Source organism: Maricaulis sp. W15, assembly GCF_001924955.1.
In the GTDB taxonomy this organism is placed as follows: Bacteria; Pseudomonadota; Alphaproteobacteria; order Caulobacterales; family Maricaulaceae; genus Maricaulis; species Maricaulis maris.
Window position 1 is genome coordinate 41,482 of record NZ_LQXG01000019.1, and the last position, 12,713, is coordinate 54,194.

General features: G+C 64.0%; 12 protein-coding genes and 1 tRNA gene. 3 read left to right on the forward strand and 10 right to left on the reverse strand.

Translation table 11 applies throughout. From position 1 onward, the window contains the following. Positions 1–93 precede the first annotated feature (93 nt). The 3 genes from AWH62_RS12990 to AWH62_RS13000 all read right to left on the reverse strand — a co-directional run bounded on the left by AWH62_RS12990 (position 94) and on the right by AWH62_RS13000 (position 4,492). A complete protein-coding gene (locus AWH62_RS12990; protein ID WP_075190933.1) occupies positions 94–1,965 on the reverse strand; it encodes a monovalent cation:proton antiporter-2 (CPA2) family protein in 1,872 nt (623 codons plus the stop codon). A gap of 116 nt (positions 1,966–2,081) precedes the next feature. Beyond that, positions 2,082–3,800, reverse strand: coding sequence for a carboxylesterase/lipase family protein (locus tag AWH62_RS12995; RefSeq protein ID WP_075190934.1), 1,719 nt, complete (start codon positions 3,798–3,800; stop codon positions 2,082–2,084). Between the two features lie 616 nt (positions 3,801–4,416). Next, positions 4,417–4,492: transfer RNA gene (locus tag AWH62_RS13000), tRNA-Lys, on the reverse strand. A gap of 159 nt (positions 4,493–4,651) precedes the next feature. Here AWH62_RS13000 and AWH62_RS13005 point away from each other — a divergent pair. Further along, on the forward strand, positions 4,652–5,230 hold the full coding sequence (locus AWH62_RS13005; protein WP_075190935.1) for a hypothetical protein: 579 nt from the start codon (positions 4,652–4,654) through the stop codon (positions 5,228–5,230). Between the two features lie 133 nt (positions 5,231–5,363). Next, entirely contained in the window at positions 5,364–5,960 is a 597-nt protein-coding gene (locus AWH62_RS13010) for a PRC-barrel domain-containing protein (RefSeq protein WP_075190936.1), read from the forward strand. A gap of 370 nt (positions 5,961–6,330) precedes the next feature. Here the strand turns inward: AWH62_RS13010 and AWH62_RS13015 are convergent, their stop codons facing one another. Genes AWH62_RS13015 through queA form a run of 3 tightly spaced genes read right to left on the reverse strand, consistent with a single transcriptional unit; the run spans position 6,331 to position 9,058 of the window. Further along, a complete protein-coding gene (locus AWH62_RS13015; protein ID WP_075190937.1) occupies positions 6,331–6,861 on the reverse strand; it encodes an N-acetyltransferase in 531 nt (176 codons plus the stop codon). Continuing rightward, positions 6,858–8,000: a tRNA guanosine(34) transglycosylase Tgt gene (tgt, locus tag AWH62_RS13020; RefSeq protein ID WP_075190938.1), complete on the reverse strand. Its 1,143-nt coding sequence runs from the start codon at positions 7,998–8,000 to the stop codon at positions 6,858–6,860. Before tgt ends, AWH62_RS13015 begins: the two co-directional genes overlap by 4 nt. Continuing rightward, complete coding sequence (queA, locus tag AWH62_RS13025) at positions 7,997–9,058, reverse strand: tRNA preQ1(34) S-adenosylmethionine ribosyltransferase-isomerase QueA (protein ID WP_075190939.1); 1,062 nt, start codon at positions 9,056–9,058, stop codon at positions 7,997–7,999. Before queA ends, tgt begins: the two co-directional genes overlap by 4 nt. 83 nt (positions 9,059–9,141) lie before the next feature. On the opposite strand from queA, the gene AWH62_RS13030 reads away from it, so the two are divergent. Further along, on the forward strand, positions 9,142–10,140 hold the full coding sequence (locus AWH62_RS13030) for an endonuclease/exonuclease/phosphatase family protein (protein ID WP_075190940.1): 999 nt from the start codon (positions 9,142–9,144) through the stop codon (positions 10,138–10,140). Here the strand turns inward: AWH62_RS13030 and AWH62_RS13035 are convergent. Genes AWH62_RS13035 through coaD form a run of 4 tightly spaced genes read right to left on the reverse strand, consistent with a single transcriptional unit; the run spans position 10,131 to position 12,646 of the window. Next, positions 10,131–10,736: a carboxymuconolactone decarboxylase family protein gene (locus AWH62_RS13035; RefSeq protein WP_075190941.1), complete on the reverse strand. Its 606-nt coding sequence runs from the start codon at positions 10,734–10,736 to the stop codon at positions 10,131–10,133. The genes AWH62_RS13030 and AWH62_RS13035 overlap by 10 nt on opposite strands. A 4-nt stretch (positions 10,737–10,740) precedes the next feature. Further along, a complete protein-coding gene (locus AWH62_RS13040) occupies positions 10,741–11,193 on the reverse strand; it encodes a peptidylprolyl isomerase (RefSeq protein WP_075190942.1) in 453 nt (150 codons plus the stop codon). Positions 11,194–11,201: 8 nt separating this feature from the next. After that, positions 11,202–12,155 (reverse strand): peptidylprolyl isomerase, encoded by a 954-nt coding sequence (locus AWH62_RS13045; protein WP_083635187.1) that lies wholly within the window; start codon positions 12,153–12,155, stop codon positions 11,202–11,204. Between the two features lie 2 nt (positions 12,156–12,157). Further along, positions 12,158–12,646: a pantetheine-phosphate adenylyltransferase gene (gene coaD, locus AWH62_RS13050; protein ID WP_075190943.1), complete on the reverse strand. Its 489-nt coding sequence runs from the start codon at positions 12,644–12,646 to the stop codon at positions 12,158–12,160. Positions 12,647–12,713 lie beyond the last annotated feature (67 nt).

The window sequence follows — 12,713 nt, forward strand, 5'->3', positions numbered from 1 at the left end:
CGATAGGCCCCCTCACTGCCGACACCACGTTAACCAATTCAGCCCGACCTGTAACCTCCGCAGGGAGGTGTTTCGACTCAACGCAAAACCAGCCTATTCGGTTTCATCGCGCGCGGGGTCTTCATCCGGATCTCCGATGTCCTCGGCCATGATTTCGGCCAGGGAGACAACACGTGATCGGGCTTTTTCCATATAGGCTTCATTGTCATAGACATTGGTGTCGGCGTCCCAGACCTCGAATAATTGCTGCAGGCTCTCTTCGTCATGACGGGCGAAAGCCTCGGTCTTGCGGCGCGCCCGTTCCGGCGCCTCGCCCAACACTTCAAGCGAGCGCCGCGCCGCATCGAGTGACGAACCGAACATCTCGCGAATCGCCAGGTCGGCACCGGCCGCGCGCAGCTGATAGACATGCTCCCGGCTGGCGGCGCGGGCGATCACATAGACATGCGGATAGCGTTGCTTGACGTGATGGACCAGTTCGACCGCGCGCTCTCGGCTGTCGGTACACACGACCAGCAAACGCGCCCTGGCAATACCGGCCGCCTCCAACAGGCCCGGTCGCATGGCATTACCGTAATAGACCTGTATACCGAATTTCCGCAGGCCCTCAATATGCTCGGCGGAGTTATCGAGCACGACCGGCTTGTAGCCGTCCATCACCAGCAAGCGCTGGACGATCTGCCCGAAACGCCCCATCCCGGCGATGATGACCGGTGCCTCCTCCTCGATCAGGTCCTCTTCGCGCTCGGGCGACGCGGGCCGGCGCACACGCGGCGATACAAAGCGCTCGAAGACGATCATGAGCACCGGCGTCGCCATCATCGACAGGGCGACGACCAAGCCGGCAATTTCGGCAACAGCGTCGGGCACCACATCGACGCCGCTGGCAAAGGCCAACAACACAAAGCCGAACTCACCGCTCTGGGCGAGGGAAAAGGTAAACAACCAGCGCGCCCGCCCCTTCATCCGGAAGGCAAAGGCAAGTCCCAGCAGGATCAACCCCTTCACACCGATCAAGGCCAGGGTAAGTCCGACGATCATGCCGGGATGGTCCGCCAGCAGGGAGAATTCCATGCTCGCCCCGACCGTGATGAAAAACACGCCCAGAAGCAGGCCTTTGAACGGCTCGAGATCGCTGACCAGCTCGTGGCGGTATTCGCTCTCGGCCAACAACACGCCGGCAAGGAATGTGCCCAGTGCCGGCGACAGACCGACCATGCTCATCAGGACCGCGATCCCGATCACCAGGAAGAGCGCCGCCGACAGGAAAAGCTCGTGCTGGCCGGTGCGGGCGATGATGCGAAAGGCCGGCCGGGTCAGATAGCGACCGCCAAGCACGATCGCTCCGACGACGCCCAGCGTCACCAGACCTTGTGCCCAGGCCGGCAGATGCGTGAACGGCGTATCGCCCCCGCCATGCGCCGCCAGTTCCGCCGCCGCCTCCCCGCCGCCGGGCAGGGCAAGAAATGGCATCAGCGCCAGCATCGGAATGACGGCAATGTCCTGGAAGAGAAGAACCGAGAACGCTGATTGCCCGCCTTGTGTCCGCAACCAGCCCTTTTCGCCCAGTGTCTGCAGGACGATGGCGGTCGAGGACAGAGCGAAGATAAGGCCGAGCGCGATCGACAGGCGCAGATCAAGACCGATGGCGAGGCAGAAACCGGCAACGGCGGCGGTTGTCACGGCGACCTGCAAACCGCCAAGCCCGAACAGGCGCACGCGAAGGTCCCAGAGCAGGCGAGGCTGTAGTTCCAGGCCGACCAGGAAGAGCATCATCACGACGCCGAACTCGGCAAAATGCTGGACGCTTTCCGGATCCGAGCCGACCAGGTCGAGCACTGGCGCGATCGCCACGCCGGCCAGCAGATATCCGAGCACCGAACCGAGGCCGAGCCGGTGTGCGATCGGGACCGCGATCACGCCGGCGCCGAGATAGATGGCTGCCTGGAAGAGGAGTGAGTCCATACCAACCGCCGAATCACGGGCGAGCCGAATGCCCTGCCCACCTCAGCATAACGCGCCTCGCCCATGTCACCAGTGGCTTGTTGCAACGCAGCGAGGCTAAGTGCCTGAGCAGACCACTAGCCCTGCGGGCAGTCCAGCACGCTGTCGAAAATGGGCGTCAAAACGGGTTCGCGCGTGGTCATGCCAGCGGCGATGCGGCAGCGCTCGACATCATTCACCCGATCGTCGGCAGCAAGGTCCGACGCGATGGCGAGCGGGCTCTCGGTCCGTGCGAACACTTCCGGCCCGCCATCATCGAGCGTGTCGAACCGAAGCGCCGCGCCAGTATCGGTCCATCGCGGCCAGTCCGGCCCCATGCCAATGCCGTCACCCGGCTCGCCGGTGGCTGCGAATTGCGCCCAATAGGCCCCCATTGTGTCTGCGAGTTCGAGGCGGCCGACGGCATTGCGATCATTGAACAGGACGCGGTCGAACGATCCGAACAGCTCGAAATGATTGAACACGAAGGGGATTTCCATGGCGTGGGCGGCGCCCAGCAACTCTCCCGTGTCGGTCACGAGCACCGAACCACCTTCGTCCCAATCAAAGCGATAGGCCCAGATATCGCTGCGTCCGTTTGCCGCCAGCCGGTTCAGCAGGTCGTCAACGGCGTTGCGACGCCAATTGCGGCTGGGATATTCGACCGCGGCCTCATAGGCGTCGCGATCCCGCAGCCAGACGAGCGGCCCGAGCCGCCGCGTCAATTGCGGGTTGAACACCGTATAAAGCTTCATCTCGTCGCGATTGGTTCCGGTGATCAGGGGGACAGGCGCAAACCCGTCCGGATCTTCGGCTGCCGCGAGTATCCCGCCTTCGCGCAGCGTCACCCCGTCCTCGATCATGCGCGGCAGGGAGGTCAACTCTCCGCTTTCATCGCGATAAGGGGCAAAGACGGTGTCCAGCGTCGCCGATCGCAGCGCCGCACCATCGGCGCCATCGCCGGCGATGGCAGACGCTGCAGCCAGACCGGCCACGGCATCGGTGCCGCCACCCTGTTCGGCGATATCGAGCGGAACCGAGGCGGTGCCACCGCTCTGCATGATCGCCCTGTGGAACAGCCCGCGCGCCTGCGGCGTCGACATCAGGCCGGCGATATTGTAGGCACCGGCACTCTCACCGAAAATCGTCACCCGCCCGGCATCACCGCCGAACATCTCGATATTGCCGCCGATCCAGTGCAGTGCCGCGACCAGGTCCAGAAGGGCAAAATTGGCCGCCGCATCATCGGCGATCTCCGCATCCGCCCGCAGTGCCGGGTGGGCCAGAAAGCCCAACGGCCCAAGCCGGTATTGCACCGCGACCACGATCACGCCCTGCTGGCTGGCTAGGTTCGAGCCGTCATAGGCGGATGACGAACCCCAGACATTGGCGCCGCCATGGATCCACATCATCACCGGCAGCTCATCACCGGGCTGCGCGTCGCGGGGGGCATATATATCGAGTGTGAGACAATCCTCGGCACCGATCAGCTCGCCGATCTCATAGATCTCGCCAGCCGAGAGATTATTCGTCACCTGCGGGCAGACCGCACCAGCCTGAAGCGCGTCCAGCCGTGCGTCGAAGGCCAAGGGCGGGCGCGGCGCCCGCCAGCGCAGCTCGCCAACCGGCGGCGCGGCATAGGGTACGGCCATCCAGGCCGCGGCGCCCGCCTCGGTTTCGAAGCCGACCAGCTCGCCCTGCCCGACCATACGCACCAGATCCTCGGCCGCGACCGGCGTGAAGACGGCCTCCTCGTCAGACGAACACGCCGAGACCGCCAGCGCTGCCAATCCCAATGCCAAATATCGGATACGCATGAACCCCTCCCCATTTTATTGCGGAGAAGCTGGGGTGGTATGGCAGGAAGGTCAAGCCAAACACAGCCAAGGGTCGGTTTTCCATTTCCCGGGATGTCGCGGCGGCAGACTGACAGGTGCTTGTCGTACACGCTACGCCCCTCCCTCTCCGGCGCGAGAGCGTACGGAGACAGAGGTATGTGCCAAGTCCCAGCCTCTTCGCACCAACACCGTCGTCGTCCCACAGGCGCGGCAATGCCGCGATCCGGGGGACCTTTGCTTCCCCGTTGAACGCATGAACGAGTTCCGCCGGACAAGCCGGCGATGACGGTGGCGAAGTGTTGGAAGACTTGAACGCCGGCGTGACGCGCCTCTTCCTGCGCGCGGTCGGAAAGACGCGTGATGCGCGCACCTCGCCATTCAACCCTTGCCGGGAGAAAGCCGTATCCGGTTCTTGAGCTCAAGGGTGAAACCGCGAAGCGGCGGCTGCGCCGCCCTTGACCTCAAGAACCGGATACGGCCCGCTGGCTGGCATGGGTTTTATGGACGGGTCCGCGCCTCGCGCGTGCGGTCAATGGGACGGAGTCCCGCACGCGGCGACGTCCCATTACTAGCGATATTGCGGAAGGCTTTGAAATGGTGAGCCGACAGGGATTCGAACCCTGGACCTACTGATTAAAAGTCAGTTGCTCTACCAGCTGAGCTATCGGCTCCCCGAACGAGGAGGGCGGAACCTATACGCGCGATTCCGGGGGGTCAATCGGGCTTTGCCTGCTGATTTCAGCATTTTTGATGAGATTTCGCCGCAATCACCGATTAAAATGCAGCGCATGAGGGCAAGATTGAGTCTTTTGGCATGTCTGGTCGTGGCGATGAGCGCGAGCGCATGCAGTTCCACCCGGCAATCCACCGGCAGTGCGAGCAATTTTGCGCGCGAGGAAACCGCCGAAGCGCTGGAAGACGCTGTCGGCCTGCCGCGCGAGCGCCCGGGCCGGATCATGGTCGATGAGGGCGAAGAAACCGTGCCCACCCCCTATGGCGGTGACGGCTCGCCGCGGCGCTGTTCCACCGTTTCCCAGGACATTGCCCGCCTGACGGTGGTGCTCGGCCCGGATATCGAGGAAGAACAGCGCCTGGCCGAGGAAGAGGATCATGACCACGACACCTGGATGGGCCAGAGCGCCCATATCGCGGCACAGGCGCCTGACGCCGCGGCGGACGGCGCCCGTGGCCTTTATCACTCCACGATTGTCGGCCTGAACCCGGTCCGTCCCGTTGTTCGCTTCCTTGGCGGCGCCGGCCGGATCGAACGCGAGGCCCGCGAGCAACGCGAAATGGCGCAACGCCGACGCGCCTATCTGCGCGGCCTATATGACGGTTTCGGCTGTCCGCCGGCACAGATGCGACGCGCCTTCGAGGCCTATGGACTGGTCGAGGCCGAACAGGAATAGACCGCGCCTTACCGCATTGTCATGCAGGCTGGCGGAACAAATCCCCGCCCCTCCCCGTTGTCCTGGTGAATGATGATGACGCACGTCGTCATTCCCGGCTCACGCCGGTTGTTGGACAACCAAGGAGGTCATCATGACACGCCTTTCCATTCTGACCCGTGCTTTCGCCGTGACCACTGCCGCCGGTGGTGGTCTCGCCCTGATCGGCGCCGCCACAATGGCGCAGCAGGATCTGTCGCAGTCCCGATCCGAAGACGTGATCGAGGTTGAGGGTGATGCCAACGCACCGCAGCGTTCCAGCTTCATCCAGGACAATGATCTCTTCCGCGCTGCGGCCGAGGCTTGGGACAATTCCGACCTCGACCGCGCCCCCTATACGGACGACCACCACTGGGTCGGCCTGCGGGTTCACACCAAGGATGGTGGCCGCCTGGGCGAGATTGAACGGGTCCGCCTGACCACCGAGGGCGAAGTCGAGGCCATCGTGGTCGAAGCCGGCGGCTGGCTGGATATCGGCGGTCACGAGGTCCAGATCGACGCCTCGCAGGTCTCCTTCTCCCCGGAAGGCCGTCGCCCGATCGCGGTGATCGACTACACCCGCGCCGAGTATGAAGCCCTGCCGCGCTTCAACGAAGATGCGGCCAGCGAATTCCCGCTGTCGGACAGTGACTATGGCGACAACGAGAATACGGAAGAGCTCGACGACGGGCCGTCCGGTTCCAACCGGTAATTGCTCCTCCCCGAGCGGGCTTCAGCCCCTGTCCCCGACTGAAGCCCATCTGCCCCCGGGTCGCCCAACCCGGGGGCAATTTTTTGTGCGGGAGTCAGGCTAGGGACCGGGCCATGCCCTAGTGCCATCGGGCAGATGGTTGCGCCAGGCGCGCCACTCCGCCCCATTCATCGCTTGCCGAGAGACCGCCTCAGCCAGGATTTCAGCTCAAGGGGCCTGCCCGCGAAGCGGCGCCTGCGGCGCCCTTGACCTGAAACCCGGGCTGAGGCCCGCTGGCAGACAAGAGATCAATGGTTCAGTCCGCGTCGGAACGCGCGGGTCTGACGTGTCGCTGCCAGGGATCAACCGACTCAGTGCGCCGGGCGTAAGGTCAAAGCGTCTTGTAAAAGAAAGTCGTCGAACAGGGGCTGCCGTCCGGGAACAGCGCATAATCCGGCACCGCCCCGACCTCGACCCAGCCACGCTTGCGATAGAGCGCATCGGCTGGCGAACCGGTCACCGTATCAAGAACGAGCGTCCGCAGTCCGGTGTTGCGCGCATGAGCCTCCAGCGCCGCCATCAGCGCGTCGGCCACGCCGCGGCGACGGGCCTGTGGCGAAACCATCAGCTTGGCCACATCGCCGCGATGCGGCTGGTTATCCGGCAGGCCGATGATGAGCTGGACGGTGCCGAGAAGCGTGCCTGTACCGGTGTCCCGCACGGTCCACAGTATACGGTCGCCACGGGCTACAGCCTCGGCCACACCGCGCCAGAATTCCTCTGCCCGCCCGGCCAATAACGGGGACATGAAACCAATGGACGCGCCGGCCTCGACACAGTCCGTCAGCAACGCGGAAAATTCGGACCTCAGCGCATCAATCGCGACCGCATCCAGCGCCTCGATGCGAAGGTCCAACGTCATGAAGCCCGCGCGGCGGCTTCGGCCTGTCCCGCTTCCCACTTCGCCCGGAAATCCCGCCGGAACGCCTCGAACTCACCCACCGCAATCGCGGTCCGCATACGCGCCGTCAGATGCTGAAAGTAGGCGATATTATGCCAGGAGAGCAGCATGGCCGAGAGATATTCTCCGGCCCGGAAGAGATGGTGGAGATAGGCCTTCGAATAATCCCGGCTGGCCGGACAATCGATCTCCGGATTGAGCGGGCTGTCATCCTCGGCGAACTCGGCGCGCTTGATATTGATCGGGCCATGATCCGACCAGGCCTGGCCATGGCGACCGGAGCGGGTCGGCAGGACGCAGTCGAACATGTCGACACCGCGGGCGACGGCTTCCACCAGATCAATCGGCTTGCCGACACCCATCAGATAACGCGGACGTTCGCTCGGCAGGTGCGGCGTGGTGAAATCGAGCACGTCGCACATTTTCTCGAAGCCCTCACCGACCGCCAGGCCGCCAATGGCATAGCCGTCATAGCCTGTCTCGATCAGCCGCTCGGCGCTCTCACGGCGGAGGTTTTCAAACACCGAGCCCTGGACAATGCCGAACAGGGCCTGACTGTCGCGGGGGCCGAAGGCGGCCTTGGAGCGCTGCCCCCAGCGGATGGAGAGCTCCATGCTGGTGCGGGCTTCTTTTTCCGAACAGCCAAAGGGCGTGCACTCGTCCAACTGCATGGAGATGTCGGCACCCAATAGGTCAGCCTGGATCTCGATCGAGCGCTCCGGCGTGAGATTGTGCTCGGACCCGTCGATATGGGAGCGGAATTTCACCCCCTCCTCGGTCATCTTGCGCAGCTTGGACAGGGACCAGACCTGGAAGCCGCCACTATCAGTCAGCATCGGACCCTGCCAGGTAGAAAACTTGTGCAGCCCTCCAAGGCGTTTCACCCGCTCGGCGCCGGGACGCAGCATGAGATGATAGGTATTGCCCAGGATGATGTCAGCCCCGGTCTCGCGGACCTGGTCCATATAGAGCGCCTTCACCGTGGCCGCCGTGCCGACCGGCATGAAGGCCGGTGTGCGGATATCGCCGCGGCTGGTCTTCAGAACACCGGTTCGCGCCGCGCCATCGGTGGCGTGGATCTCATAGGGAAAGGTCGTCATGTGCGGCGCTCCAGCAGGCAGGCATCGCCATAGGAGTAAAAGCGATACTCCGCCGCAATGGCATGGGCGTAGGCGCGCTGCATGACGTCCAGGCCCGACAGGGCGCTGACCAGCATGAAGAGCGTCGATTTGGGCAGGTGGAAATTGGTCATCAGCATGTCGGTGATGGCAAAGCTTGAGCCCGGCGTAAGGAAAATGTCCGTGTCGCGGCTGCCGGCCTTGATCACGCCCGGGCCCGAGGCGAGGCTCTCAATCGTGCGCAGGGCCGTGGTGCCAACCGGGATGACCCGGCGCCCCTCGGCCTTGGCGGCATTGATGGCGGCGGCGGCTTGCTCTGACACCGTGCACCATTCCGAGTGCATCTGATGGTCATTGGTATCGTCCGACTTCACGGGCAGGAACGTTCCCGCGCCAACATGCAGGGTGACGCGGGTCTGCTCGACGCCGCGCGCGTCGAGCGCGGCCATCAGCTCGGGCGTGAAATGGAGACCGGCGGTCGGCGCTGCGACCGAACCTTCGTGGGTGGCAAACAGGGTCTGGTAGTCAGCCTCGTCCTGCTCGTCGACGCCGCGCTTGCGGGCGATATAGGGCGGCAGCGGCATCTCGCCGGCCACCGCGATGGCCGCATCCAGCGCTGCACCGGTGGCGTTGAAGACCAGACGGACATCGCCGCCTTCGGACTTTCCGGTCACTTTCGCCGTGAGCGTCTCGCTGAACGTGATCGTGTCGCCAGTGCGCAAACGCTTGGCCGGCCGCACGAAGGCCCGCCAGGCCGAAGCGTCGATGCGCTTGTGCAGATTGACCTCAAGCTCGACCGGTCCGCCGCCGCCCACCGCCCTTGCGGGACGCACGCCCTTGAGCGCCGCCGGGATCACCCGGGTGTCGTTGAACACCATCAGATCGCCCGGCTGCAGCAAGTCCGGCAGGTCGCGCACGCCGCGATCGGCCAACACGCCATTGGAGGCGACATGGAGCATTCGTGCGGCATCGCGCGGCCGGGCGGGACGCAGGGCAATCCGCTCCTCGGGGAGGTGGAAATCAAAGTCGGAAACACGCATGGCTGCGGGGTCTATATTCGGACACACGGCTTCGCAATCTTTGGCGTGTAGAAAGCCTGCGTTGCGAATGGAGAATCCCGGCCTTGCGTCACACGATTTCCGCGGTTCTGGCCCTGTGCGTGGTCCTCAGCCTCGCCGCATTTATCACACTGGCGCCGGTCTGGCGCGGCTTTGACGCCTGGCGGCAGATATGGCCGCTGGTCGCGATATCCACAATCGCCGTGACGCTGTTCTCACTGCGCAATCGCCATCGCTGGCTGCCCGTCACATTGTCGCTGGGCGTGGCGGCGATCCTGTTGCCAGCCATCCCGGAATGGCTGCGGAGGCTGGACCTCGAACCGGTCGCCGATGCGTCGGGCGGCGGCGCCGAACTGACCGTCATGACCCATAATCTGTGGGGTCTCGGCACCAATGCGGCAGGCGTACCAGCCGTGATCGAAGCCCTGGCGCCAGATATCCTCGCCTTGCAGGAGGCAACCCGCCAGGCCAAGTCGGCCGTCGACCAGCTGGAATCCGCCTTCCCGCATGTCGCGCGCTGCCGGTCCGTCCGCGTGCTCACCCGCCTGCCGATGCTGGACAGTGGCTGCGTGCGGCATCCGCCGGAAATCTCCTTCGAGAATGCCGTACCCTGTGACTGGGAGTTGCCGCCGGCGGTCTGGGCCCGGGTCGAGCTGCCGGACGGACGCGACGCCGTCATTGTCTCCGTCCATCTCACCTGGCCCTTCCCCAGCGCTGCGCAGGACTGCCAGCGCCGCAATCTCGCGCGTGCGCTGACCCGGATGGATCAATCGACCCTGATCGTGATGGGAGATTTCAATGCGGCGGCCCCATCCCGCGCCCTCGCCCGCATTGAGCGCGACCTCGGCCTGGAGCGCCGATCCATCGCCCTACCGAGCTGGCCGTCGGAAGGCCTGACCGGCGATCTGCCCGTCGCGCCGATGTTGATCGGGATTGACCATATCTTTGCCGGCGAGGACTGGCGGACAATGTCGATCACGGCCGGGCCGGATACCGGCTCGGACCACCGCCCGTTGATAGCGCGCATGCGGCTCCTTGCGGCCGCGCGCCCGGATCAATCGTGAGACCAGCTTTCCGGATCGTCGGAGGCCTTCGGTGACAAGCCCAGCGTCTCGCCGTCATGGCTGACACCAAGGCCCAGCACGGTTCGGTTGGCGTAGGCGAAATAAGCGGTGACCTGGTTGATCTCCAGGATTTCGCCATCATCGAACCCGGCCTCCCGCAGGGCCACGACATGTTGCTCTGTCAACGCATGGGGTGTGCGCGTCAGGATTTCCGCATAACGCAGGCCGGCCAGCTCGCGCCCTGAAAAGGCGCGCTCCAGAATACCGCTGTGAATGGCGGCGCGGATCTGCGCCGCGCGGTCTTCATCACCCAGCAAGCTCGTAAGCCCGGCGAAATGATGCTCGACGCAATAAGCGCATTTGTTCAGCGAAGAAACCCAGGTGCCGATGGCTTCCAGATAGGCCTTGTCGAGGCTGTTGCCGTAATGGTGCAGCACCGCCTTGTAGAGGGCCATATGGCCCTCCAGCGTGTGCGGGCGCAGGGAATGGGCGGCGAGGATATTGTCGATCTGACCAGTCTTGCCGGCAACCCGGTCATAGATAGCCGAAAGGCGGCCAGTGGCCGCCTTTCGATCAAGTGTCTTTATCCAGCTCAAGGCCTCAGGCCTCGACGACCGTCGCCTTGACGATCGAGCCAGGATTGGCCGGCGGCTCGCCCTTGGGCAGCGCATCGACATGTTCCATGCCGGAGATCACTTCGCCCCAGACCGTGTACTGGTTGTTGAGGTAAGGCACGTCATCCAGGCAGATGAAAAACTGGCTGGATGCACTGTCCGGATCCGACGCCCGGGCCATCGACATGGTGCCGCGAACATGCGGTTCGGCAGAGAATTCTGCCGGGATATGCTGGCCGGACCCACCCATGCCATTGCCATTCGGACAACCGCCCTGGGCGACGAAACCGTCAATCACACGGTGGAAGGTCAGACCGTCATAAAAGCCGTCTTTCGCCAGCTCAGTGATACGGGCAACGTGCTTGGGCGCCAGGTCGGGGCGCAGCTTGATGGTGACGTCGCCGCCTTCAAGCGTGAATACGAGATGTTCTTCAGCCATGGGTCTTCCTATTCCATAATCCGGGTCGGCACGGTGATATCGCAAATGTCGGGCAGATTTCCAGACGCGTCACGCAGCGTGTCCAGATAGCTGGCGAAGGCCGCGCTGTCGGTGTCGGCGACCTGGATCGTGACCTGATCTTCCGCCGGCAATTCATCGCCCGTGCGCATCGAGCGGATCGTATCCGGGCGGAAATCGGGATCGTCCATGGCGGATCCGACGGCAATCGCATCAACCGCTTCCTGACCGACGCGAACGCGCCCCCACGAGGTGTATTGCGCGTTGAGATGCTCGGAATGACCGCGTGTGAGATAGAATTGGCTGCGGGCGGAATTCGGATCTCCCGTGCGCGCTGCCGAGGCGGCGCCTCGACAATGCAGCAACCAGGACTGGACCTGCCCATCACCGGTGATCGCGGCCAGTGCCGCAGTCTGCGTACCGGCAGGGAAACCGTCCCAGAAACCGGCCTTGGCGGTCTGAGGCAGGGCGCGCGGATTGATGATGCGGTCCTGCAATTCGGTCACGACCGGCTCGCCGGAGCGACGCACGGTGAACTCGGCTTCCAGCCCCGGCACATCGGCCGCATGACCGGGATTGGACCGCGAACCGCCGCCCTGGGCCATGAAGCCGTCGATCACGCGGTGCCAGACCAGGAAATCGTAGAAGCGTTCCTGCGCCAGTGTCCGCATGCGGGCGACGTGGTTGGGCGCGAATTCCGGTGCCATTTCGACAATGACCATGCCGTGATCCGTGTCGATATAGAGCAGGTCTTCCTGGTCCGCCGTGCGCCAGGCATCGTCCGGCAATTGCCATTGCGGCGCCGTCGGTTCGGCCTGGGCTGACACAGTCGGTGCAGGCTGATGACGGGCGACCTCTGCATCGCTGGCGCTGGTCTCGGCTTCGCGGGCACAGGCGGCGGCACTGAGGGCCAGGGCCAGTGTGGCGGAAAGGGTGAAACGCATGATCACGCAAGACGCTCCTTCAATCGGCGTTCGATACTCGGCGTCACAAAGGCGGAGACATCTCCGCCCAATCGGGCAATTTCCTTGACCAGGCGCGACGCAATCGCCTGATGACGTGGATCGGCCATCAGGAACAGGGTCTCAATATCATCATTGAGCTGCTGGTTCATGGCCACCATCTGGAATTCATACTCGAAATCGGACACGGCCCGAAGCCCGCGCACAATCGACTGGGCCCCGATCTCCTCGGCGAAATGCATCAGGAGGCCGTCGAACGGCCGCACTTCGATCTGGGCACCATCAGCAAATTTGGCGATTTCGGCCTGGACCATCTCGACGCGCTCATCGAGGTTGAAGAGCGGCTTCTTGCCCTCATTCACGGCGACGCCGATCACCAGATGGTCGACCAGTTTTACAGCCCGGCCAATGATGTCGATATGACCATTGGTCAGCGGATCAAACGTGCCCGGATAGAGCGCGGTACGGGTCATGGCCAATCTCTCCCGGGCTTGGCGCCCGGCCCTGTCTGGCAGAAGACCGGAGCGATATCAATCACTC